This window comes from Bradyrhizobium sp. AZCC 1578, assembly GCF_036924675.1.
GTDB lineage: Bacteria > Pseudomonadota > Alphaproteobacteria > Rhizobiales > Xanthobacteraceae > Bradyrhizobium.
This window is the reverse complement of sequence record NZ_JAZHRZ010000001.1, coordinates 1-18,063: the sequence shown is the minus strand read 5'-3', so window position 1 is coordinate 18,063 and position 18,063 is coordinate 1. Positions and strand designations below refer to the sequence as shown.

The following is an 18,063-nucleotide window of genomic DNA, read 5'->3' as shown; positions in this document are numbered from 1 at the left end:
ACCGGCTTTGGCAATGGCGTCAGCGCGGTAGACATCATGGTCTGCGGCGTCACGGCGTCCATTAGCTGGTCGCCTCGTATTCCGGATTGGAGGTGGGCGCGTCGCCCTCCCCGTTCACGCTATGCTCAACGATCTTCATCATGCCGCCTGATGCCGCCACGGCCTGCGCCAGCAGCGCAAACTGGTCGTCGGTCAGATCGTAATAGGTCTCCCGCTCTTCCTGTTCGCTCTCTTCCCACCAAACCTTGACGATGCCGACCTTTGAAAGCAGCGCATCCTTGATGAAGGAATACAGCACCATGAAGCCAGGGTTTTGCTGCATGAACACGTGATTGACGTAATCGGTCTCTTGCTGCGCCGCCTCTTCGTCTTCCGGCCCAACGGGTTCAAACCGAACCACTTCATCAGATCCCGCAAAGATATCCATCAAGTTAGGCATCAGCCCTTCGATGGTATCGGCGACATCGGTCGACACGGCCTTCGATCGCCCATCCTGCGCCGGCATGTCCTTCGACATATCGCCGAGGTAGTAATCCATCGCGTCAGAGCGCTCGGCAGCCAGATCAGCAGCGCTCATGGCGGCAAGCGAATCCGCCTTCTGCGCATCCAACATCGCCTTGAGGTCCATCGTGGACATCTTGGCCATTACGCGTAGCCCTGATTGGGGTAGCGGATGGCACGGTTGAAGTTCGACGGAGCGACCGGCTTGGCAAATGTCAGCGCCACAGCATCCCACTCGTCAGGACTGAGCGCGTCACGCCTGCGCATGTCTTCCTTCTTCTCCAAAACCAACCTCGTGTTGCTGTCGTATTTGTATGACGGGCCGCAGGCATCGGCACATCGCCTTGAGGTCCATCGTGGACATCTTGGCCATTACGCGTAGCCCTGATTGGGGTAGCGGATGGCACGGTTGAAGTTCGACGGAGCGACCGGCTTGGCAAATGTCAGCGCCACAGCATCCCACTCGTCAGGACTGAGCGCGTCACGCCTGCGCATGTCTTCCTTCTTCTCCAAAACCAACCTCGTGTTGCTGTCGTATTTGTATGACGGGCCGCAGGCATCGGCCTGCAAGCTGTCGCTATCGGGTATTTGCGCGCCTGCTGGGTCTTCCAGCCATTCCTTGGACTTCATCCACATTTCCGCACGCCGATTCAGCGGCCCGCCGCTTGGCTTCCCGTGCTCGTCCAGTGGCTGTGGCTCGAAGGGCGCGGAACCAAAGTTAACCGCCTCAACAATCGTTGAGTATGGCTCGCCCATGTGCATCAATTGATCGTAAACGCCTGCGCCGACGCCGCCCACGTCGATGAACATCTTGGCCGGCTTGTCGTCGTCGATGACCTTCTTGGCCCAACCAGCACCCTGAACCGTGTCAAACTTCTGCTTCGACTCGACTTTCGTAACTTGGCGCCCCCTGCGCCACGCCATGGAATGGCGGTCGCTTCCCATCCACGCTGGATCGTAGCCGATCACTAGTGCGCCGGACGCTTCGCACTTGGCTTTACGCGCCTTAGCAACAAGAGCTGGAGGAATATAACTATCATGCCCGCTCATCTGGAACGCCTCGGCGGCAGTCGCCGGGTATTCCTGCTTGAAGAGCACCGGGTCTTTCAGTTCAACAATCTTGGCCCGGCGCCAGCACATTTGCGCCTCGTCGAGGCCGTACTGTTCCTTGTATTCCTGCTCTTCTTCATCGAGCGCGAAGTCTTCAGCAGGCGTCTTGCGATACTCCTCCTGCCAATACCAAGGCACAAAGATGGCAATATATTCGCTTCTGCCAGTCTCAGCATCGCGCCACTTCTGATGAAAGAAGTTGCCAACGCCGTTAGCCGTACTCTCCAAAATCACTTCAGTTCCAGGCTCGTCAGGTACGGCCTGCAAGACGCCCGCAGCATGAGTATCCGCATGGGGCCAGAACCCCACCTCAGAGCCATGGAAGAGCTGCAAGGTAGATGACCGCCCTACGCCCTTCGTGCCGGCTGTGCCGACCTTGTAGGCGCTGTCTAGCGCGTCGAAGTTAAGTTCCTTGGCGTTCGCCGCGCCCGTCGATGGCTTCACCAGCGGGTGGACAATGCTCATGGTAGCGGTTGACCATCTCGAACAGGTTTTGCGTAGCAGCGTCCTCATGCGTCAGGATGAACGCGCGAAGCCCCCGGCTATGTGAAACCCGATGATAGTATCGCCCCTCAACATACGTTGAGCAGCCCTGCTGACGGCCCTTGAGGATCAGGGCTCGAACACGGCCGGTTCTGACCTTCTGGGCCTCCAACTGATCGTGGACATACCGCTGAGCCCTGTTGAGCTTTAGCGGTTCGATCGCCCCCGATTTGGTTCTAATCCGAAGGCACTTCTCGGCGTAGTGCGGTAGATCATCCCTCAATCGTCGCCTGATCGTCCGTTCCCGGCTCGTCAAGCTCATCTAAAGCGTCCTCATGCGTCAGCGTCATACCGCCTGAATGCTCTACCGCTGCCAATCTGGCGTGGACGTAGGGTGCCGCTGACTTGGCAGCGTCCAACCGAGTCTCCCGGTCCAATTCCTCATTGCGCATCAGCCCCAGCATGTATTTCGAGGGGACTAATACCGCCCTCTAGGGCCTTCTGCCGGGCTTCTTGGTTGACCTTCGTAGCAGCGCCCGGCTTACGTCCTGCTCCCGGTCTAGAACCCCCGTGGGCCATCTTGAAAACTTGATTTCATTTCAAGCCGGGTCATAGTCCGCACTGGCGGTATACGGCCAGCCAACCGCATACTCGCCTATCTTGGGCTCTTGGCCGGTTACAGGCGCGCTGGTGCCAGTCAGTGACTCCTGAGCCGCCGCCCTCAGCTCTTCCATGCGCCGCCTGATTTCCTCGTGCTCGTCGATAATGCTCATGCGCGCTTCCATTTGCTAAATGGCACCCAGTCGCTGCCATCAAAAACGACCCACTGATCCTTCGGCCAATGCTTCGTTGAGTCTGGGTGGTACATGAACGGACCAGCGTATATATATCCTACAGGATACGTCATGCCGGCCCGCCATTGCTGAACTCGGCAAACTCCTGAAGCGCAGCGTCGGCTTCCTTCTCAAGCTGACCCGCTACCCGCTCGATCTCCTCAGAGACCGCTTCATGCTTCTTGCCAGCCTCGTCCAGTTTGGCGATGGCTGCGTCCCGCCGATCCTTGCCAGCTTTCTTCAGCGCTTCCAGGCGCGCCCTAATGGCTCCCGGCTCGTACCCACTGATGGACATCTTGGTGTTCTCGGTTCGTATGAATGGATTCAGAAAGGCAAGCCTGATTTCTTCATTGCTCGCCATCGGCCCGACTTCTGCGGTCTGATCGCCTATCGTGACCAGTTGGTTGCCGTTCCCGGCGTAGCTAATGGTTAGGGTCTCAATCCCCGGGAGGTCCCTTAGAGCCTGCTTTAGCTCGTATGCGGACATTTCGGGGGTTAACCTTCGTGTTTCGTGTACCGCTATCGCTAGTCTTGCAGCGAACCAAGCCAGGTCGCTTTCATTCACGCCGCCCGCCGGACATGCTAATAAATACCCAGAAGTCCTCAGGCCAAGAGTGGACTCGAAACATTCCCCAATGCGGGCAGCTAATCATGCTGGGTCCTTGTCTGGCGCGACAAACCCAAGCGACGATTCGTAGACCATCCCGTCAATGCCGGCGCCGCCGAATGGAACGATCTCGTTTTTCTTCCACGTCAGGTCAGGCTGGAGCGTCCAACCCTTCGTGGAGTCAATTTCCGTTGCCCTGTTCGGATTTGGCCTCGGCACGAATTGAATAATCTCAGCGCTCATTTTGACTCCAGCCGACCAGATGCGAACCTGATCTCTATCAGCACCGTGCACAGCACCGAGTTTGCTCAACGTCTCGGCTGGAATTGGGTTTCGGGCACCCTCAGCATGTCGAGAGCCTCGGCACGTAAAACGGCCGTTCAGCAGGGGGGATGCGCTCTATCGGTCTGCTTGAGGATGCCCGAACTGTGAATTGAAATTTGGGCAAAGAAAGCCCTCTGGCCTGAACCGAATTTTTGGCAGGCCCGGCGGAAAGGATGAACCACGTCACCGTTGACGACGGTAATGCGCGATACAATCCGATTTGTCGCCCACACCCAGTCCACACCCACGCCACCTAATCAGGCTTCAGGGAGCGCACAGCGCGCGCTGCCGTCTTGTACGCCGCTTGGTAGTGTCGATTGCCTGAAAGCCTCTCCACGGCCGCCGCTGCGGATTCAAGCGCCCTTCTAACCGCAGCGTTGATACGCAACTCAACCAAATCTGTTTCGGTTGCGTCAGTCACTTCTCAGCCCCCTCATTAAGCGCCGCGTCGATCATTGCGCGCCAAATAAAATCGCCGCGTTCCTCGGCGGCTCGAACACACATCCAATCTTCTTGAGCCGCCACAAGCATTTCAACGGTCGGCTCCCGCATTGCTTCGATGGCGGCTGCCGCCAAATGATGGATAGCCGCCGGATGGACCGGGTTGGTGCCGCGTTCCAACGCTCGTCTCTGGATGGCCTTTGCCACCCGCTCAATCATCTCGCTCATGCCGCAGCCCTCGCCCGCTTGCTGGGACGCGACCGCCTAGCCCGATCCCGCTTCGCGTTTTGTCTCACGCGCTGGCGCTCCAGTCCCGCCAGATCAACCTCGTTTGCGGTCCCGAGGATGTGCCCGAGGACCATCCGCTGCATTTCGTCGGGCGTGACCTTGCTGGCTTTGCCGTTGTTGGTCAGCACGTCATAGACGCCCTCCACGTTCTTGACCTCGCCCCACAGCTTCGGCTTGGTCATGAAGAACAGATAGCCAGGCATCAGCGCCCGCTCTCGGATGGACAGCTTGCCATCGCTTGACCACACCCGGACGTAGGTTGGCATAAACGTCCCGTGGTTGGTTTTCTCGATCTCTGGCCGTAGCCAGTGGACCCGGTTGGAGAACGCGCGGCAGACCGCCCAATGCGGCGCGTCATCCTCCAGAGCCGGGGTGACCGCTCCGCTATCGGGAGCCTCGGTGGTGCGGTGAATCATTCTCGTATTGCCCCGAATGTGTTATGCAGTTGGACGCGCGATTACTCTGCTTGTTCTGGTTGTTCTTTCGGCTGAAACGCCAAGCCGTGCTTTTGATAGTGCTGCTTCAGTTGCTCAGCGGTCATCGCTTGAGGCTTGGGAGGCTCTGGCGGCACCACGTATTTGCCAGACAGATTCTCATGGAGCTTGCGGAATCCAAGATTGATCCGCGCCCTCATTTCAGGATTTGCCGGCGGCTCAACATCTGCCGTCAAGATCGCCTTCAGGTCCCGCAGTTCTTTCTTGCACCACTCCAGGTGTTCATCGGCGAGTTGCCGGACCCGCGGCGCACTGGGCGCAAAGTCCGGGCTCATGTCCGAAACGGCACCGCGCGAGATATCCCTAGCCGCGGCCTTGATGGCCCACAGCGGCATATCAGCCAAGTCGTCGGCATATTTGCGGATCAAAACCTGAGCCTCGATGTGGGACAACCCGCGCATTGATGGATATGCCATCATCAGCGCCGCAACGGTTTCCTCGATCTCATTCCGTGTCGCGCTGCGGGTGGACGACATCACCACCGCACGGCGGTTTTCCATCTTGCCACGAATGATCGATGGCAGCGGTTCATGCAGCCGCCCCTCAATCATCGCAGAGCGACGGAACGCCAACTCCTTCGCCATCCAAACATCAACCGGAGGCGAAACCGCGCTCGTCGTGCTTTGCCTCGAAATCGCTTGCTGTGCCATCTTGCCGTTCCCTGTGTCTGTCCATCAAAACCGATACAAACCCGCCTTTCCCAGCGGGCGGCCCCTGTGATTGGCGGCTGATCGCTCGGGCGAAGAATGCCGCTTTGTCGTGCTTCGTAGCGGCCAATTCGAGCGTTGATCTCGATAGGGCTACGTTCCCACCGTTGAGTTTCAAAAGCTTGGCGAGCTGTCCGCCAGCGCTCTTGCCGAGAACGTCCCTGCCTCGAGCGAAATAATCCCGCTCCGCTTGCGACGGATCGATAGGAGGCGCCTCAGCGCCCGAACCGATAGGTTCGGTTATCTGTTTCTGTTCTGTATCTGCTTCTGTCTCTGGTCGTTCGCGTAACGCGTTAGCGTCACGGTCAGCGTCACGCGTGACGGATACGTTCGCGTCACGGTTCTTCGCCCTGTAACGCTTTGCCCGATCGGCTGCGGTTTTGTCCGTATCGCTCTTGTACTGGCGCTTATCCCAGTTATGGGGCCTGTATTCGTCGCCGTCGCGGTCAATGAGGCCAGCGTTCGAAAGTTCGGCAATGACCACTGCTACCTGTTGGGGCTTCATGCGGAGTTTGAAAGCCATGGCCGACATGGCTGGTAAAACGCCGTCATTCTGCGATGCCAGGCACCACAAATTGAGCAACGCCTTCACCAAGTCGCCGGACAAAAGCTGCACCTTTGGATCATCCACGAGGTCGTCGTGGACTCGAAACCAGCGCCCCATTAGATCATCCCGAGTGCGCTTAAATAGGTTTCCAGGATCTGCTCTTGGGCTGCTCGATCTTCGGAACTAAGCTTCCGCAGCGCGATTATTTTGCGTAAGGCTTTAGCGTCGAAGCCTTGCCCGGTCGCCTCTTTGAAGATGTCGCTCCGGTCTTCAGTAAGGCCCTTGATATCCTCGTTGACGCTCTCGATCCGCTCGACCAGCGCCTTCAGTTGTCCGTTGTGGTCGTTCATTTGATTGCCCCTGCAATGGTGTTTCGGATGACGCAGAACGCAACTGAACTGATCGTTTTAGAATCCCCCAGAACTCCAGGGTCACGAGTGCTTCATCAATGGAATGCGCAACGGCTGTCTGTGCGCCGCAGGATTCCATCCTCTCCAGGATTAGCCGCTGGGAAGGCGTCAGGCGCCCGCCGGGAGCCTTCAATTCTAGAGCATGCAACTGACCCGCCTTAAGAATAAGCAAGTCAGGCACGCCCGCTGTCATTCCCATGGCCTTTAGAGCGGCGGCGTTGACCCAGCCCCGCTTACCCTCGTTTGGGGTGTGCCAAAAGAACACACGAGGCTCCGATCGCGCGTTGAGATGCGCGACGACTGCCTTGTGAATTTCCTGCTCGGGTCGCTTCATGCGGCGCGGCTCTCAGCCTTGAGCTGCTTGGTCATCTCATCCCGCAATAGATGCTCCAATTCCCGGCGCCGAATTGATCTAGCTGGGAGATCAAGCACCAACGAGCGCAGATGCGCTATCCGATGATTGCGCGGGAGCCTTGCCATTCGGATTATCAACGTTGAAATCGGCGTCATTCGGCGGCCTGCTTCGCCAGCTTGTTGCGCCAAAACTCCGACATAACCGGCTTGGCCGGCACGATCTCGTAGCCAAGCTCGAGAAGTTCGACGCGCAGCTTTTCCACGCGCATCAGCTTTTGCACGGGGCTTCTATCCACAACCAGGTCGAGGATCGGATTGTTAGGCACTGAGCACCTCCCGGAGGTACTCGACATCCTTGACGATCGGGTCCGTGTTCGCCCTGATCTTCTCTTCCATCACCCTGACGCTGTGGAGCACCGATGTGTGGTCTCGGTCAAAGAACCGGCCCAGCGGCGGGAAGCCATGGCTGGTGAATTCCCGCGCCAAATACATCGCGACAGCGCGCGGGCGCTGTACCTCGCGGTTCCTGCGAGCCGAAATCATGTCCTCATGAGCAACGCCGAAGTGCTCGCAGACGACCTTCTTGATGGCGTCAACGGTCAGCCTGTCGCGGGCGATAATCTTGACCAGCTTGGGCCTGTTGCCATACCGATGGCGCACTGAATAATCGTGGTGCTCAATCAGAAGAGATAATAGATCGTCAGTAGCCTTTTGCGACTTCTCCATGAAGTCGCAATCGATACCTTTAGACATTCCCATTTTCCTACCCCTACTCTTGCCCGCGCAAATGCGATGCTGGCGCAGGCGGTCAGCTTATTTCGGTGGATCGAATCCGATATGGATTTCAGGCGTCATAGATTGATATGCGCGCTCCGCATCCAGCAGCGCGTTGTGGCTGCTGGCGTCTTCCAATTCCAGCGAGCGCACAAAATCGACCTGTTGTTCGAGGGCCTCTCGCTTAAGAGCAAGCACTCGGCCCGCAGCACGCAGTAAGGCGAAGTATTCGCCGGCCGATACCTCGCGGTGCTGGCGGTACTTTAGCTTCCATAGCGTCCCTTTAGGGATGGAGAACGCCTCTTCGATCTCATCCACCTGATAGGTAGATTTCCCCTCGGAAATAATCTCGGCCAGTTGCGAGGCGCGATCATCCCACTCGCTCGGGACATATTTGTTGGAACGCTCTGGCTTCCATTCATGGACGCCATACTTGATTGCCTCATCAATCACCTTGCGGACATGTTCGCAGTCGCTAAACCACTCACCCGTCAGCCGAGAGCTAGATAGCTCGTTGTGTAAGGTCCGCTCATGCCCCCGGCTCCCCTCCATTGTGCCGATAACTTCCAAAGTCGGCATCGTGGTTCGGAAGGCCGATAGGCGCTGCTCTAGATCGGAGGTGAAGCCAATCTTGATGGCACCGTTGCCGTTCGAGATGAAATAGATCATTTGCCACCCTTGATTTCAGGGCGCGATCCAAACCGCCAATGATGCGAGCAAGGCGCTCAAGGCGATCAATTTCCGTGCTATAAAAATTCTCGTCCGTCGCACGCATTCCTCCAGCGATCTGTTGATACTGGGAAGCCAAATCGGCGGCCTCCCTCTTCGCCTCTATCAACTCCGCTGCACGCCGGATGTCCCTTGCCGCCCAATGTGCTGGGTCTGTTATTTCGCCGTACCAAAGCGCCTTAACCGTTCGGAAAGAGACCGTTTCTTTTTCGGTTCCGAGGGCCTTGCAAACTGCGCGCGGCACTCGATCCAGCCAACTCTCTCGGGTATCACCCCAGTCCTTGGGGCCAGCGACGATGGCGATCTCTCTACGCATTTGGCTTACTCCGGATGACTTTTCCGACATTTGGAATCCTTATGGTGTTTGATGTTCTCACCATGAAGAAACCCACTCACGCGAACGATAACGAGACACTTAGCTTTTTGACGCTCGCCGCTGTAACGGCGAACGTTGTTAGGTACTTAGAACGAACACATCAGAAGCATGAAGATGCTGAGCGGAATGCTCAGGGCAACAGCGCTAACGATAAGGAAGCACGCAAGAACAGCCCCGACATCGAGCACAGCTTGAATAAAAGGACCGCGACCTAAATCGCGGTAGTCTGGGGAGAACCCTGACAGAAAGAGATCAGCACGATTGTATTGCTTCGTGCTGCTAGCGGCCGGCAACTCGCTGCCCCCCGGGAGTTGCCGGTCGCTCATGATTCCGAATTGTCTGGGCATCCCACCCTCCCCGTGAAAATGGCGAGGATCAGCACCTCGTTGAGGATCGCCCACGTCATAAAAACCCCGTACCAGCTCATGCCCCAGCCCCATCGTCTGATGTCGGAGGAAACTGAACTTCCTTCGCAACCTTGCGGTATTCATCCGCGATCATGTCGGCACATCGCCCGACGCATTCGTTGCAAATCTTGGCGCCGTCAGCGCTGATAAGGCGGAACACCTCATCGTGACGCTTGCCGCAGAACGAACAGTTGCCGTTACTCATTGCATGCCCCAAAGATCATCGGGCGCGGACAACCCGCGTTCCTGCAAAGCGGACTTCAAAACGGTGTATGTCGTGGCCGGGAAGCGCTTGCGGTTCTTCCACATCGGGACGCGCGATGCGCTTTTGCTATTGGTCAACTGCTTGACGGCATCTTGGCCGCCCAGTTCCGAAATGACCTCTTTGACCGTGTGCAATTGTTTGACCATGAGAGCCAAAATATCACATCGGGTGATATAGTCAAGCCTCACAGATCGGAATTAGACGTAGTTCCTTTTGTGTATAAGATTGGACCGTATGAGTACGGAACCCGATTATCCTTTCGCAGAGCAGGGCCGGCGCCTTCGATGGCTTCGCCAGGCGGAGCGGATTGACACCGCGAGCGCCTTCGCGGCGCGAATCGGGTGGCCTCAATCAGGCATGAGCCAGTTCGAAACCGGCAAGCGCCGGGTGCCAATGGACAAGGCTATTCAGCTCGCGCGGAAGATCCCCGGCTTCGATCCGATGTGGCTCTGGGAGGGCGATAAACGCGGCCTCTCCTTCGACCTCCGGCAGCGAATCGAGGCTGAAGAGGCCAAGGAATCCGAGGAAACAGGCCTAACCGCTACCCGCGAACGGTAGCACGTTCGCCGCCCGAGCGGGCGCCGCCCCCTCGCTCTTTGCCATAAACGTGTCTAATAGCTCCGTCATGGCCTTAACGACCAAACGGGCATCATCGCTGTTTTCCGGCAGTTGACTGGCAAGCATCATTGCGTGGCGACGGTGCCATTGTTGCGGCATTCCCATTCCAAAAAGCCCCCGCTTCTCGACCGTCACCACTAAGAACGAAGCATGAACAACGGTCAAATCTTCTCTTAATTGTCTATTAACAGCCATAATGCTGCCACGGGTTGAATCGGCTGTAAAGTTAACCTTGCTTGCAATTTGCATCACATCCTAAACTTCGAAATATCACAGTTTGTCATTTTTCTTGTTGACGCCATCACAGGATGTGATATTCTTCTCCCCATCAGATGCACACGGCAGCACGCCGCAGATGATCGGGGGAATTCAGATGACCGCCACTCCATACGAAGTCTGGGCCGTCGCCGCCGTTGTGTACGACCAAGAGACGCACAACGAAGCCGATATGAACTTCCTCTACGCGGTCAACGCCGCCGACAAGGAATGGGCTGACCAGCTCAACGCAGCCAACATCAACTTCGGCGCCGGCTCGGAAGCTTGGGCTGCAACGAAGCGGCTTGCCACCAAAGCCCGCGAAGTAGCTCTGGCCCGCGCGCTGGCCGAGTTCGAGGCTCACGACTTCCCAGAATTCGCACAGGCCGCGGAGTAACGACGATGTTCTATCCCGCCTGCGACTGCTGCGGCGCAGACTGCACCAACCCCGAGAATGAATACTACGAATTCATCTGCGACGAGTGCGAGCAGAACGCCGCCGAGGCCGCTTATGAGCGCCATTGCGAAGCCTTCCACGACGGCGGGGCAACTCAGTTCAAGAGCCTGCAACAGCAGCAGATCGAAGCGCGGAGGCTCAAGTGATGGACAATCTCGGCCGCAATCAGACGTTCCGCACCATCGACCGCAAGCCGATCTACTGGCGCGACAAGCAGGATTCCGTTCACGCCTGCGAGGGATCAAACGTTCACCCCGGCGTTCGGCTGATCTGGACGCTCTGTCAACGCGATGTCCCAGCTAACGCTGCCTACAAGTGCGATGGCGATGATGTCACCTGCGCAACCTGCAAACAAGCGGTGGCCGAATGAAGCGCAAACCAAAGCTCATTCTCCTGCAGGGCGGCAAAAAAGACCCGGCGCCCCTTCCCTTCGAAGTGTTCTTCCCTTGGCTGTTTTGGTGGAGGTGGATGTGATGGACAAGATTGATTTCGGCCGTTTGGTTTCGGTCATCACGACCCTTGCGGGGCGCCCTCTCTCATACGAGGACGTTCGCGATATTGAGGCAACGATCTCCGTCAGCAGCGTTGGCCGCGCCGATCCTGTCGTGGTGAACACCCTGATGGCTCATATCCGGAGCAACTCCAGCAAGATCGAAGCCATCAAGTGCTATCGCGCGCTGACCGGCCTGCCGCTCAAGGAGTCCAAGGACGCGGTTGAGACCTACTGGCCAGCTTTGTCGGAGCACGCGGCATGAACGCCCATGACGAAGCCGCCCTTTCGGTTTGGCAGCAACTGCGAGAGGCCGGACTAACCCCGGAAGAGCGGACCAAGAACTTGGATGACCAAATCCGGATGGACAGCCTTTTGCGGTCCTTCTTCGCCGAAGTGCGGGCGGACGAGTACGAAGTTCAGTTGCGTCTAGTGAGTGAGGAAATGGCGTCATGTGTAACGGATACGAGGCTGCTTTCTGTTTAGTCGCGATGTTCGGCATCTTTTTCATAATTGCAGCGGGGTAAGCGTCATGAGCGATCAGACATCAAGCATTTTGGCGGCGATCGAGTCCAAGGCGATGTGGCTGCAACAGGATGCCCAGCTCTTGGCTGGCTTCACGAGCCTGCTCACCACGCGCCGGAACTTCGAAACCCGCGCCGAGGCCGAGATCGACAAAGCAGAGCAGGTCTTGATTGACGCGCTCAAGACGGTCCGCGACGCCCGTAAGCTCTACAACAGCAAGCCCGTTGAGCGGTCCCATGCAGCTTAACCCGCTCGTCGTCCGCCAGCAAATCGAGAACCTGAAAGTGGCTCATCCTGAGCTGCTGGAGGATGACGAAGCTTGGCTGGCGTCCCTGGAGAGCGAAACCAAGTTTGAAGAACTGCTCACGCAGCTTTTGCGGCGCATCGAGGACAGCAAAGCCTTAGCAGAAGGCACGGCTGGGCGCCTGACTGAATTGCAGGAGCGCAAGGCCCGTTTGCTGCATCGGATGGAAGGGCTGCGCAATCTGCTCTTCAAACTGATGGAGAGCGCCGAACTGGCGAAGCTTGAGCTTCCAGAGGCCACCATAACCATTCGCAAGGGCACGCGCGCAGCTTGTTGGCGAGGCTGACCCGGCGTCTCTACCCGACGAACTTTGCAAGATTTCTCGCACTCCAGACCGCACGGCGATCAAGGAGGCGCTGAAAACCGGAAAGACGGTTCCGGGCTTTCAACTGTCGAACGCAACTCCATCACTCTCAATCAGGATCAAATGAAATGAAAATGTCCGAAGAATTCCCATCAAAGTACTTGAAAGCCGCCGATCTCCAGGGCCGTGAAGTCAGGGTCATCATGGCGAACGTCGAACGCGAGAAGATCGGCGACGATGCCAAGCCTGTTCTGTACTTCAAGGGCAAGGACAAGGGCGTCGTTCTCAATAAGACCAATGCCGGCACCATTGCCGACGCCTACGGCGACGACACGGAAGACTGGTACGACCAGCCCCTTATCCTGTTTTCCGTGATGGTCGATTTCCAAGGCAAGGTCGCGCCCGCCATCCGGTGCCGTGTTCCGACCGCCAAGGACAACAAGCCGACCCGTGAAGACCCGATCTCGACAAGTCCGCGCCGAATGACTGGCGGCGTGTCGGACAACATGGTCGGCGGCGGCGCGTCGTTGAACGACGAAGTGCCGTTCGCTCCTGAGTTTCGATAAGAGGCCCCGGTCATGTCCGCCGCTGAACGAGCACTCGTGAACGCAATCCCTCTTGAGCTCAAGAAGGACGCCATGCGCCAAACTCAATCTGGCGACTGGAAAATTACATTCACCGTGCAGGCGGCGGACATGGATCAACGACTAACCAGCGCGGCTATGGGAACACGCTTCCAGGCTGCGCTGGTGGAAATCGGCGACGATGAACTGCCGAAAGAGCAACCCAAGGGCAAGCTTGACTGGCGAGATGTCCAGCCCGCCGCACAAGCTGGCATTCGTTGTGCTGAACCGCGCTTCCGAGACTACCTCGCGGTCGAGCACGGAATAGACACCAAGACCGCGCAGGAGGCGGCCGAGGCGGTTCGCAAGCTATGTGGCGTCAACTCACGATCGCAGCTTGGCGTGAACCATAAGGCCCGCATGCTCTGGCATCAGATTGATGCCGCTTACCGGGAATGGGCGCACCTATGAGAACGAGACAGCGCCTGCCCCGTCAACGCGACGAACAACACCTCGATTTTATCCGCTCGCTGATCTGCATCTCGTGCGGCGACAACACCTCGACCGAGGCTGCGCACCTGAGAAGTGCAAACAGGCTTTGGGGCAAGGATTACACCGGCAAGCAAGAGAAGCCGAGCGATATGTGGTCATTGCCGCTGTGCAACCGATGCCATCGCGAACAGCATTCCTGCAACGAAGTCCAGTTCTGGCAAGAGCGCGGCATCAACCCGTGGTCGCTGGCATTGAGATTGTACGCCGCCAGCGGAAACCACGAACTAGCGCAGGAAGTGATTGCAACGAGGGGCATCCAATGAAGGCGCTTTTGATCTTCGCTGCCGCTGCTCTTTTCCTCGCCCTGTTCGGCGAGACGATTGTCGGCGTAGCCTGGTGGCTGATCCCGACTACACCGCGGCTATGAAGGGAATCCGCGAGAGCGAATTTTAACAGGAGAATTCAAATGCTTTACGATCCGAAGTGGGCGACGATTTTCGAAGTTAAGGCTGATCCGTTCTCGCTCGAAAGCCTGATTGCGTGGTTGGAGAAGCAGCCGGCGGACAAGACATACGATTACGGCTGCAATGGTCATTGTCTGCTGGCGCAGTACTTCACGGCCATGGGCTTCAAAGACGTATGCGTTGGAGGAACTCACTTCGACCATCGTCGAGACGGCCGCCGCGCCTTCGTTTGTATCCCTCAGAATTTTGGCGACATCGCAATCGACAGACATAGCATCTTCGGTAATGGCACCGACCGGAAAGACCGCACGTTCGGCGGGGCGCTGAAACGCGCTCGATATTTGGCATCTCTGTCATGAGTGCTCCCCGGTCACAGCCAATGACCATCGACGATGTTCCGAGCTGCGGCCAAGAGAACGATTACCGGCGCGCGCAATCATCGACGACGCGCAAGGCGCCGCCAAGCTGCCCGCATTGCATTGACGAAACGGATTGCGCCAACGTCGATATTTGCAACGCCGTTGAAGATGCATGCTCGGTATCCTCTCCACTCCGTCCGACAGGTGAAGCATGAGCGACACGGATTACGACGATCATTACGATGACGGCGAGTGCTGGAACTGCGGCGGCGAAGGTCGCGTCAATCACTGCATCGATGGCTGCTGCGTCGATCAGGACGACCCGTACTGCGAATATTGCTCCAAACGCTGCGACGTTTGCAATCCGCCCACCAAAGAGCAGCAGAGGCGCGGCGATGAACTGCGGCAGATTCTGGCCGACGCACTCGCGGAATCTCTCCACACTCGCGGGGGCGAAGAATGAAAATCCGAAAACCAAAGTTCAGATCGAGGGAAGCGTTGGCGCGGTATCTCGCCAGCCAGCGCAGAAGGAAGGCGCGCAAATGAGACGCCACGGCTGCAAGCACAGGTTCTGCCTGTTCAACGGCGAGCGCTGCACGATGTGCGGTTATGGCTGGTTTTGGAGCAAGCTGGCATGGCTGTTTCTGATCCCGCCGGCTGCTGTTGCCTGGGGCTTGCTCTGCTGGGTTCTCGTTAACGATCAGGTGGTGCGATGACGAAGGTCCAGAGCTGGGAAGTTTCCGTCAGCGTGAACGGGGAAAGCATCTTGACGATCGGCCACAATCATTTGGCTGGGGCATCAGAAATTGACGCTGGCGTGATTGAAAATTGCGCGCATCACCTGCTTGCTTTCATCGGCCGACCATTGGGTCTCGCAGAACCGCAGAAATCGGCAGATGCTCTGAGGTTGCTTGCCGACCTATTCTCGGAATCGGCGCATGAAACATGGACCAGGGAAGAGATCGTAAACATCATTGAGGACGCGATCAGGTTGGGATCAGCGCACTCGCGCCCACTCTGTGGAGGCAAAGATGACTGAAACAAAGAAGCCATGGCCGTGCAAGGTCACCAAGGGTGTCATCGAACAGTGCTGGGCGCTCGACGAAGTGCTTGAACTTGGCGGCGTCGGCACGCGCTACCAGGGCGCGAAGATGAACACAATGATGAACATGAAAACCATGGAGTTTTCACGCGATCTCGTGACCCTCAAATCCGGCAAGCACAGCAAGAAGGGGCTGGTCATGAACCTGTGTCCGTTCTGCGGTGGCGAATTGGTTGAGGGTGCGCACGCCGAACTGACAAAGCGCCGCACCTCAGAGGACACTTCGCAACTAGGAAAGTCACAATGACTAGAGATGAAGCGGTCAAGAAGGCCGAGGAATGCTTTCAGTACAACGTCCCCGGTCAGGAATGGTTTTTCACGCCATTGAGGCTTGTGGCGGCGCTGGAGAACCTTGGCTTGCTCAAGATTGATGAGCCAAAGAGCAGCCCAGAGGCCATGCTTTGCGACATCCTTTACCACGAGGGACTACGCGGCTTGGCGCAGCGGGCGGTTATTGATGCCATGACGTCCGCCGGGCTCAAGGTAGTCCATCGCACTCCCCAGGAATCCGAGTGATGCAAAGGGTTTTGTCTTGTGGGTGCGTGCTAGGTTGGGAGCGCTGTTTTGACTGTCGCCCTGGATTGCACCCCGATCAGAAAATCGCACTGAATATCTCTCTCAAAGAGATGGAAGATGCACTTGAGCGGGAGCCGAAGCACTTTCGCGATCATGTGGGAAGTCAGAAAGAGCAAGGTGGCCAATGATCGAATACGAACCGGCCGACGAGAACGCAGAGCGCACCAAGCGCATTCGGTCGTGGGCGCCGAACGCCAGGATATTAGTCCCTAAGCCATCCGGTTGCCGTTTTTGCGGCGCCGCCGTGGCTATCCCTTGCATTGAAGAGAAGGAAAGCGAGCGGTGCATGGACTGGTCAACGCAGTCTTCCGGTAACCAAAAGAGCGAAGCATGACGATGCCGGCCGCCGATACGATCGAGCGCGAACAAGGCAAGCTGTATCTGAGCGATGCAGAACTGATCCGCCGCATTGGCGTGCCGGAAAAGTATATGCGCAAGATCCTGCCGGGCCTGGAGAGCAAGTACGGCTTCCCGCGCAAGCAGCCACTTTTCAACAATAGGCGCTATTGGCCGGCAGTGAAGGCGTGGCTGGACAAGCGTAATGGCCTTATAGTTGCGACCTCACAACCTGCAGGGAGGGTCAGCGATGACTGAACGAACGCCGCCCCGCGTCGAGGACGCGCCGGGCCTAGTCTGGCGCGAACGCAAGAAGGGCTGGGTGGCCTATTGGCAAGCACGCAGCGATTTGGTGAAGCGCGGCTATGCACCTGGTGCCAAGCGGCTTTGGGAAGGCGTGGAGCCCGACGAGATCGACAAGCTGGAAATTGCATCGCAGTGCGATGAGTTGCAATCGACTATGCTTATCTGGGGGCGCGAGCGGGATGCTGGCGGCAAGCTTTTTCCGCTGGTCACGCTGCACAACCTGATTGAGAAGTATCAGACCGACCCGGATTCGGCCTTCCACAGGAAGCGCTACGACGCGCGGCAGGGCAAGGCAGCTCTGCTGAAGCGCATCGACAAGCGGTTTGGCGATGTCATGCTTGCCGAGATCGGCGGCCGGATGATCCTTTCCTGGTACAAGGAATGGAGCGACAACGGGCAGAAGGTGTCTGCCGGTGGTGCGTTCATCGCGACCCTGCGCACCCTATTCCGGTTCGGCGCCGGCCTACTGGACGATAAGGAGTGCGCCCGCCTCGCCGAGACGCTATCGAGCCAGAGCTACAAGGGGACCAAGCCGAGGGAAGTCGTCCTATCAGCCGCTCAGGCGATAGCCATCCGGCAGAAGGCGCACGAGCGCGGCTGGCCCTACATTGCCTTGGCCCAGGCGATCCAGTTTGAATGCACCATGCGCCAGAAGGACGTCATTGGTGAGTGGATCCCCGTTGACGAGCCGGGCGTCTCGGATGTCATCCAGACGGTCAAGTTCAAGGGCGAGAAAAAGGTCCGAAAGTGGGTGACCGGCCTGCGCTGGGAAAAGATCGACGAGAACCTGATTATGCGCCACGTCACCAGCAAGCGCACCAAGAAGGTCGAGATCGACCTGCGGCTGGCGCCGATGGTCATGGAGGAGCTTCAGATCATGTTCGGCACGACCGAACGGGCCGCCATGCCGGCCTCGGGCCCGGTCATCCTATGCGAGATCAACGCGTGGCCGTACCGCAATACCGAGTTCCGGCGCAAATGGCGGAAGCTGGCGAACGCGGCGGGCGTCCCGAAGCACGTCAAGAATATGGACACCAGAAGCGGGGCGATCACTGAAGCGGCCGAGGCCGGCGCTGACATGGAGAAGGTCAGGAAGGCCGCAACCCACAGTAACGTCTCGCAAACTCAGAATTATTCGAGGAACGACGCCAAGGCGGCTGCGGAAGTGATGGCCATCAGGGCCCATCACAGGAACAAGCCGAAAACCTGAATAGCGGACGGATAGCGGACAGTTTTGTAAGTGTTTGGTTTTGTTAGGAAAT

38 protein-coding genes are annotated in these 18,063 nt (G+C 57.7%); 20 read left to right on the top strand and 18 right to left on the bottom strand.

The window, feature by feature from the left end; genetic code table 11:
* Positions 1 to 61: 61 nt before the first annotated feature.
* From V1290_RS00175 to V1290_RS00105, 17 genes are all read right to left on the bottom strand, one after another.
* Positions 62 to 628 (bottom strand): portal protein, encoded by a 567-nt coding sequence (locus tag V1290_RS00175; protein ID WP_334362409.1) that lies wholly within the window; start codon positions 626 to 628, stop codon positions 62 to 64.
* 17 nt (positions 629 to 645) lie between these two features.
* Complete coding sequence (locus tag V1290_RS00170; protein WP_334362408.1) at positions 646 to 768, bottom strand: hypothetical protein; 123 nt, start codon at positions 766 to 768, stop codon at positions 646 to 648.
* 105 nt (positions 769 to 873) lie between these two features.
* Positions 874 to 2,076, bottom strand: a complete 1,203-nt coding sequence (locus V1290_RS00165; RefSeq protein ID WP_334362407.1) for a hypothetical protein — start codon at positions 2,074 to 2,076, stop codon at positions 874 to 876.
* 617 nt (positions 2,077 to 2,693) lie between these two features.
* Positions 2,694 to 2,867 (bottom strand): hypothetical protein, encoded by a 174-nt coding sequence (locus V1290_RS00160; RefSeq protein ID WP_334362406.1) that lies wholly within the window; start codon positions 2,865 to 2,867, stop codon positions 2,694 to 2,696.
* Between the two features lie 130 nt (positions 2,868 to 2,997).
* Positions 2,998 to 3,492 (bottom strand): hypothetical protein, encoded by a 495-nt coding sequence (locus V1290_RS00155; protein ID WP_334362405.1) that lies wholly within the window; start codon positions 3,490 to 3,492, stop codon positions 2,998 to 3,000.
* Positions 3,493 to 3,576: 84 nt separating this feature from the next.
* A complete protein-coding gene (locus V1290_RS00150; protein WP_334362404.1) occupies positions 3,577 to 3,777 on the bottom strand; it encodes a hypothetical protein in 201 nt (66 codons plus the stop codon).
* Between the two features lie 498 nt (positions 3,778 to 4,275).
* Complete coding sequence (locus V1290_RS00145) at positions 4,276 to 4,527, bottom strand: hypothetical protein (protein WP_334362403.1); 252 nt, start codon at positions 4,525 to 4,527, stop codon at positions 4,276 to 4,278.
* The gene (nusG, locus tag V1290_RS00140; RefSeq protein ID WP_334362402.1) at positions 4,524 to 5,003 is read right to left on the bottom strand and encodes a transcription termination/antitermination protein NusG; all 480 of its coding nucleotides are present in this window, start codon (positions 5,001 to 5,003) and stop codon (positions 4,524 to 4,526) included. Before nusG ends, V1290_RS00145 begins: the two co-directional genes overlap by 4 nt.
* A 41-nt stretch (positions 5,004 to 5,044) precedes the next feature.
* Positions 5,045 to 5,665: a hypothetical protein gene (locus V1290_RS00135; protein ID WP_334362401.1), complete on the bottom strand. Its 621-nt coding sequence runs from the start codon at positions 5,663 to 5,665 to the stop codon at positions 5,045 to 5,047.
* Between the two features lie 7 nt (positions 5,666 to 5,672).
* On the bottom strand, positions 5,673 to 6,452 hold the full coding sequence (locus tag V1290_RS00130; protein WP_334362400.1) for a hypothetical protein: 780 nt from the start codon (positions 6,450 to 6,452) through the stop codon (positions 5,673 to 5,675).
* Complete coding sequence (locus tag V1290_RS00125) at positions 6,452 to 6,685, bottom strand: DUF2312 domain-containing protein (RefSeq protein WP_334362399.1); 234 nt, start codon at positions 6,683 to 6,685, stop codon at positions 6,452 to 6,454. The genes V1290_RS00130 and V1290_RS00125 overlap by 1 nt, the downstream gene beginning before the upstream one ends.
* The gene (locus V1290_RS36385) at positions 6,606 to 7,079 is read right to left on the bottom strand and encodes a VRR-NUC domain-containing protein (protein WP_442894952.1); all 474 of its coding nucleotides are present in this window, start codon (positions 7,077 to 7,079) and stop codon (positions 6,606 to 6,608) included. The genes V1290_RS00125 and V1290_RS36385 overlap by 80 nt, the downstream gene beginning before the upstream one ends.
* A 172-nt stretch (positions 7,080 to 7,251) precedes the next feature.
* On the bottom strand, positions 7,252 to 7,425 hold the full coding sequence (locus V1290_RS00120; RefSeq protein ID WP_334362398.1) for a hypothetical protein: 174 nt from the start codon (positions 7,423 to 7,425) through the stop codon (positions 7,252 to 7,254).
* A complete protein-coding gene (locus V1290_RS00115; RefSeq protein ID WP_334362397.1) occupies positions 7,418 to 7,852 on the bottom strand; it encodes a helix-turn-helix domain-containing protein in 435 nt (144 codons plus the stop codon). The genes V1290_RS00120 and V1290_RS00115 overlap by 8 nt, the downstream gene beginning before the upstream one ends.
* Before the next feature lie 60 nt (positions 7,853 to 7,912).
* Complete coding sequence (locus V1290_RS00110) at positions 7,913 to 8,542, bottom strand: GIY-YIG nuclease family protein (RefSeq protein ID WP_334362396.1); 630 nt, start codon at positions 8,540 to 8,542, stop codon at positions 7,913 to 7,915.
* Between the two features lie 859 nt (positions 8,543 to 9,401).
* Positions 9,402 to 9,590 carry a ClpX C4-type zinc finger protein gene (locus V1290_RS36380; RefSeq protein ID WP_442894951.1) on the bottom strand — a complete coding sequence of 63 codons (189 nt, stop codon included), beginning with the start codon at positions 9,588 to 9,590 and terminating at the stop codon, positions 9,402 to 9,404.
* Positions 9,587 to 9,796 (bottom strand): hypothetical protein, encoded by a 210-nt coding sequence (locus V1290_RS00105; RefSeq protein WP_334362395.1) that lies wholly within the window; start codon positions 9,794 to 9,796, stop codon positions 9,587 to 9,589. Before V1290_RS00105 ends, V1290_RS36380 begins: the two co-directional genes overlap by 4 nt.
* A gap of 88 nt (positions 9,797 to 9,884) precedes the next feature.
* On the opposite strand from V1290_RS00105, the gene V1290_RS00100 reads away from it, so the two are divergent.
* A complete protein-coding gene (locus V1290_RS00100; RefSeq protein WP_334362394.1) occupies positions 9,885 to 10,208 on the top strand; it encodes a helix-turn-helix domain-containing protein in 324 nt (107 codons plus the stop codon).
* On the opposite strand, the gene V1290_RS00095 is transcribed toward V1290_RS00100, so the two are convergent.
* Positions 10,185 to 10,517, bottom strand: coding sequence for a hypothetical protein (locus tag V1290_RS00095; RefSeq protein WP_334362393.1), 333 nt, complete (start codon positions 10,515 to 10,517; stop codon positions 10,185 to 10,187). The genes V1290_RS00100 and V1290_RS00095 overlap by 24 nt on opposite strands.
* Positions 10,518 to 10,545: 28 nt before the next feature.
* Here V1290_RS00095 and V1290_RS00090 point away from each other — a divergent pair, with 28 nt between their 5' ends.
* The 19 genes from V1290_RS00090 to V1290_RS00005 all read left to right on the top strand — a co-directional run bounded on the left by V1290_RS00090 (position 10,546) and on the right by V1290_RS00005 (position 18,011).
* Positions 10,546 to 10,920, top strand: a complete 375-nt coding sequence (locus V1290_RS00090; protein ID WP_334362392.1) for a hypothetical protein — start codon at positions 10,546 to 10,548, stop codon at positions 10,918 to 10,920.
* 5 nt (positions 10,921 to 10,925) lie between these two features.
* Positions 10,926 to 11,126 carry a hypothetical protein gene (locus V1290_RS00085; protein WP_334362391.1) on the top strand — a complete coding sequence of 67 codons (201 nt, stop codon included), beginning with the start codon at positions 10,926 to 10,928 and terminating at the stop codon, positions 11,124 to 11,126.
* Positions 11,123 to 11,350: a hypothetical protein gene (locus tag V1290_RS00080; RefSeq protein WP_334362390.1), complete on the top strand. Its 228-nt coding sequence runs from the start codon at positions 11,123 to 11,125 to the stop codon at positions 11,348 to 11,350. Before V1290_RS00085 ends, V1290_RS00080 begins: the two co-directional genes overlap by 4 nt.
* Positions 11,351 to 11,453: 103 nt before the next feature.
* On the top strand, positions 11,454 to 11,735 hold the full coding sequence (locus tag V1290_RS00075; RefSeq protein ID WP_334362389.1) for a ribosomal protein L7/L12: 282 nt from the start codon (positions 11,454 to 11,456) through the stop codon (positions 11,733 to 11,735).
* Positions 11,732 to 11,956 carry a hypothetical protein gene (locus V1290_RS00070; RefSeq protein WP_334362388.1) on the top strand — a complete coding sequence of 75 codons (225 nt, stop codon included), beginning with the start codon at positions 11,732 to 11,734 and terminating at the stop codon, positions 11,954 to 11,956. The genes V1290_RS00075 and V1290_RS00070 overlap by 4 nt, the downstream gene beginning before the upstream one ends.
* Before the next feature lie 46 nt (positions 11,957 to 12,002).
* Complete coding sequence (locus V1290_RS00065; RefSeq protein WP_334362387.1) at positions 12,003 to 12,242, top strand: hypothetical protein; 240 nt, start codon at positions 12,003 to 12,005, stop codon at positions 12,240 to 12,242.
* Positions 12,232 to 12,585, top strand: coding sequence for a siphovirus Gp157 family protein (locus V1290_RS00060; RefSeq protein ID WP_334362386.1), 354 nt, complete (start codon positions 12,232 to 12,234; stop codon positions 12,583 to 12,585). Before V1290_RS00065 ends, V1290_RS00060 begins: the two co-directional genes overlap by 11 nt.
* Positions 12,586 to 12,616: 31 nt before the next feature.
* Positions 12,617 to 12,730 (top strand): hypothetical protein, encoded by a 114-nt coding sequence (locus V1290_RS36375; protein WP_442895039.1) that lies wholly within the window; start codon positions 12,617 to 12,619, stop codon positions 12,728 to 12,730.
* A gap of 1 nt (position 12,731) precedes the next feature.
* On the top strand, positions 12,732 to 13,169 hold the full coding sequence (locus V1290_RS00055; RefSeq protein WP_334362385.1) for a hypothetical protein: 438 nt from the start codon (positions 12,732 to 12,734) through the stop codon (positions 13,167 to 13,169).
* 12 nt (positions 13,170 to 13,181) lie between these two features.
* Positions 13,182 to 13,637 carry a hypothetical protein gene (locus V1290_RS00050; RefSeq protein WP_334362384.1) on the top strand — a complete coding sequence of 152 codons (456 nt, stop codon included), beginning with the start codon at positions 13,182 to 13,184 and terminating at the stop codon, positions 13,635 to 13,637.
* Positions 13,634 to 13,981 carry a DUF968 domain-containing protein gene (locus V1290_RS00045; RefSeq protein WP_334362383.1) on the top strand — a complete coding sequence of 116 codons (348 nt, stop codon included), beginning with the start codon at positions 13,634 to 13,636 and terminating at the stop codon, positions 13,979 to 13,981. Before V1290_RS00050 ends, V1290_RS00045 begins: the two co-directional genes overlap by 4 nt.
* A gap of 143 nt (positions 13,982 to 14,124) precedes the next feature.
* Positions 14,125 to 14,481 carry a hypothetical protein gene (locus V1290_RS00040; RefSeq protein ID WP_334362382.1) on the top strand — a complete coding sequence of 119 codons (357 nt, stop codon included), beginning with the start codon at positions 14,125 to 14,127 and terminating at the stop codon, positions 14,479 to 14,481.
* A 211-nt stretch (positions 14,482 to 14,692) separates the two neighbouring features.
* A complete protein-coding gene (locus tag V1290_RS00035) occupies positions 14,693 to 14,944 on the top strand; it encodes a hypothetical protein (protein ID WP_334362381.1) in 252 nt (83 codons plus the stop codon).
* 79 nt (positions 14,945 to 15,023) lie between these two features.
* Entirely contained in the window at positions 15,024 to 15,197 is a 174-nt protein-coding gene (locus V1290_RS00030) for a hypothetical protein (protein ID WP_334362380.1), read from the top strand.
* A complete protein-coding gene (locus V1290_RS00025) occupies positions 15,194 to 15,520 on the top strand; it encodes a hypothetical protein (RefSeq protein ID WP_334362379.1) in 327 nt (108 codons plus the stop codon). The genes V1290_RS00030 and V1290_RS00025 overlap by 4 nt, the downstream gene beginning before the upstream one ends.
* Positions 15,513 to 15,830 (top strand): hypothetical protein, encoded by a 318-nt coding sequence (locus V1290_RS00020; protein ID WP_334362378.1) that lies wholly within the window; start codon positions 15,513 to 15,515, stop codon positions 15,828 to 15,830. The genes V1290_RS00025 and V1290_RS00020 overlap by 8 nt, the downstream gene beginning before the upstream one ends.
* Positions 15,827 to 16,099 (top strand): hypothetical protein, encoded by a 273-nt coding sequence (locus V1290_RS00015; protein WP_334362377.1) that lies wholly within the window; start codon positions 15,827 to 15,829, stop codon positions 16,097 to 16,099. The genes V1290_RS00020 and V1290_RS00015 overlap by 4 nt, the downstream gene beginning before the upstream one ends.
* 390 nt (positions 16,100 to 16,489) lie before the next feature.
* The gene (locus V1290_RS00010) at positions 16,490 to 16,753 is read left to right on the top strand and encodes a winged helix-turn-helix domain-containing protein (protein WP_334362376.1); all 264 of its coding nucleotides are present in this window, start codon (positions 16,490 to 16,492) and stop codon (positions 16,751 to 16,753) included.
* Entirely contained in the window at positions 16,746 to 18,011 is a 1,266-nt protein-coding gene (locus V1290_RS00005; protein ID WP_334362375.1) for a tyrosine-type recombinase/integrase, read from the top strand. The genes V1290_RS00010 and V1290_RS00005 overlap by 8 nt, the downstream gene beginning before the upstream one ends.
* Positions 18,012 to 18,063: the final 52 nt, after the last annotated feature.

Bases quoted from the DNA above. Each gene is read 5' to 3' on its own strand.
- V1290_RS00175 (WP_334362409.1), bottom strand. From the start codon at position 628: ATGGACCTCAAGGCGATGTTGGATGCGCAGAAGGCGGATTCGCTTGCC.
- V1290_RS00170 (WP_334362408.1), bottom strand. From the start codon at position 768: ATGCGCAGGCGTGACGCGCTCAGTCCTGACGAGTGGGATGCTGTGGCG.
- V1290_RS00165 (WP_334362407.1), bottom strand. From the start codon at position 2,076: ATGAGCATTGTCCACCCGCTGGTGAAGCCATCGACGGGCGCGGCGAAC.
- V1290_RS00160 (WP_334362406.1), bottom strand. From the start codon at position 2,867: ATGAGCATTATCGACGAGCACGAGGAAATCAGGCGGCGCATGGAAGAG.
- V1290_RS00150 (WP_334362404.1), bottom strand. From the start codon at position 3,777: ATGAGCGCTGAGATTATTCAATTCGTGCCGAGGCCAAATCCGAACAGG.
- V1290_RS00145 (WP_334362403.1), bottom strand. From the start codon at position 4,527: ATGAGCGAGATGATTGAGCGGGTGGCAAAGGCCATCCAGAGACGAGCG.
- nusG (WP_334362402.1), bottom strand. From the start codon at position 5,003: ATGATTCACCGCACCACCGAGGCTCCCGATAGCGGAGCGGTCACCCCG.
- V1290_RS00135 (WP_334362401.1), bottom strand. From the start codon at position 5,665: ATGGCGAAGGAGTTGGCGTTCCGTCGCTCTGCGATGATTGAGGGGCGG.
- V1290_RS00130 (WP_334362400.1), bottom strand. From the start codon at position 6,452: ATGGGGCGCTGGTTTCGAGTCCACGACGACCTCGTGGATGATCCAAAG.
- V1290_RS00125 (WP_334362399.1), bottom strand. From the start codon at position 6,685: ATGAACGACCACAACGGACAACTGAAGGCGCTGGTCGAGCGGATCGAG.
- V1290_RS36385 (WP_442894952.1), bottom strand. From the start codon at position 7,079: ATGAAGCGACCCGAGCAGGAAATTCACAAGGCAGTCGTCGCGCATCTC.
- V1290_RS00115 (WP_334362397.1), bottom strand. From the start codon at position 7,852: ATGTCTAAAGGTATCGATTGCGACTTCATGGAGAAGTCGCAAAAGGCT.
- V1290_RS00110 (WP_334362396.1), bottom strand. From the start codon at position 8,542: ATGATCTATTTCATCTCGAACGGCAACGGTGCCATCAAGATTGGCTTC.
- V1290_RS36380 (WP_442894951.1), bottom strand. From the start codon at position 9,590: ATGAGTAACGGCAACTGTTCGTTCTGCGGCAAGCGTCACGATGAGGTG.
- V1290_RS00105 (WP_334362395.1), bottom strand. From the start codon at position 9,796: ATGGTCAAACAATTGCACACGGTCAAAGAGGTCATTTCGGAACTGGGC.
- V1290_RS00100 (WP_334362394.1), top strand. From the start codon at position 9,885: ATGAGTACGGAACCCGATTATCCTTTCGCAGAGCAGGGCCGGCGCCTT.
- V1290_RS00095 (WP_334362393.1), bottom strand. From the start codon at position 10,517: ATGCAAATTGCAAGCAAGGTTAACTTTACAGCCGATTCAACCCGTGGC.
- V1290_RS00085 (WP_334362391.1), top strand. From the start codon at position 10,926: ATGTTCTATCCCGCCTGCGACTGCTGCGGCGCAGACTGCACCAACCCC.
- V1290_RS00075 (WP_334362389.1), top strand. From the start codon at position 11,454: ATGGACAAGATTGATTTCGGCCGTTTGGTTTCGGTCATCACGACCCTT.
- V1290_RS00070 (WP_334362388.1), top strand. From the start codon at position 11,732: ATGAACGCCCATGACGAAGCCGCCCTTTCGGTTTGGCAGCAACTGCGA.
- V1290_RS00065 (WP_334362387.1), top strand. From the start codon at position 12,003: ATGAGCGATCAGACATCAAGCATTTTGGCGGCGATCGAGTCCAAGGCG.
- V1290_RS00060 (WP_334362386.1), top strand. From the start codon at position 12,232: ATGCAGCTTAACCCGCTCGTCGTCCGCCAGCAAATCGAGAACCTGAAA.
- V1290_RS00055 (WP_334362385.1), top strand. From the start codon at position 12,732: ATGAAAATGTCCGAAGAATTCCCATCAAAGTACTTGAAAGCCGCCGAT.
- V1290_RS00050 (WP_334362384.1), top strand. From the start codon at position 13,182: ATGTCCGCCGCTGAACGAGCACTCGTGAACGCAATCCCTCTTGAGCTC.
- V1290_RS00045 (WP_334362383.1), top strand. From the start codon at position 13,634: ATGAGAACGAGACAGCGCCTGCCCCGTCAACGCGACGAACAACACCTC.
- V1290_RS00040 (WP_334362382.1), top strand. From the start codon at position 14,125: ATGCTTTACGATCCGAAGTGGGCGACGATTTTCGAAGTTAAGGCTGAT.
- V1290_RS00035 (WP_334362381.1), top strand. From the start codon at position 14,693: ATGAGCGACACGGATTACGACGATCATTACGATGACGGCGAGTGCTGG.
- V1290_RS00030 (WP_334362380.1), top strand. From the start codon at position 15,024: ATGAGACGCCACGGCTGCAAGCACAGGTTCTGCCTGTTCAACGGCGAG.
- V1290_RS00025 (WP_334362379.1), top strand. From the start codon at position 15,194: ATGACGAAGGTCCAGAGCTGGGAAGTTTCCGTCAGCGTGAACGGGGAA.
- V1290_RS00020 (WP_334362378.1), top strand. From the start codon at position 15,513: ATGACTGAAACAAAGAAGCCATGGCCGTGCAAGGTCACCAAGGGTGTC.
- V1290_RS00015 (WP_334362377.1), top strand. From the start codon at position 15,827: ATGACTAGAGATGAAGCGGTCAAGAAGGCCGAGGAATGCTTTCAGTAC.
- V1290_RS00010 (WP_334362376.1), top strand. From the start codon at position 16,490: ATGACGATGCCGGCCGCCGATACGATCGAGCGCGAACAAGGCAAGCTG.
- V1290_RS00005 (WP_334362375.1), top strand. From the start codon at position 16,746: ATGACTGAACGAACGCCGCCCCGCGTCGAGGACGCGCCGGGCCTAGTC.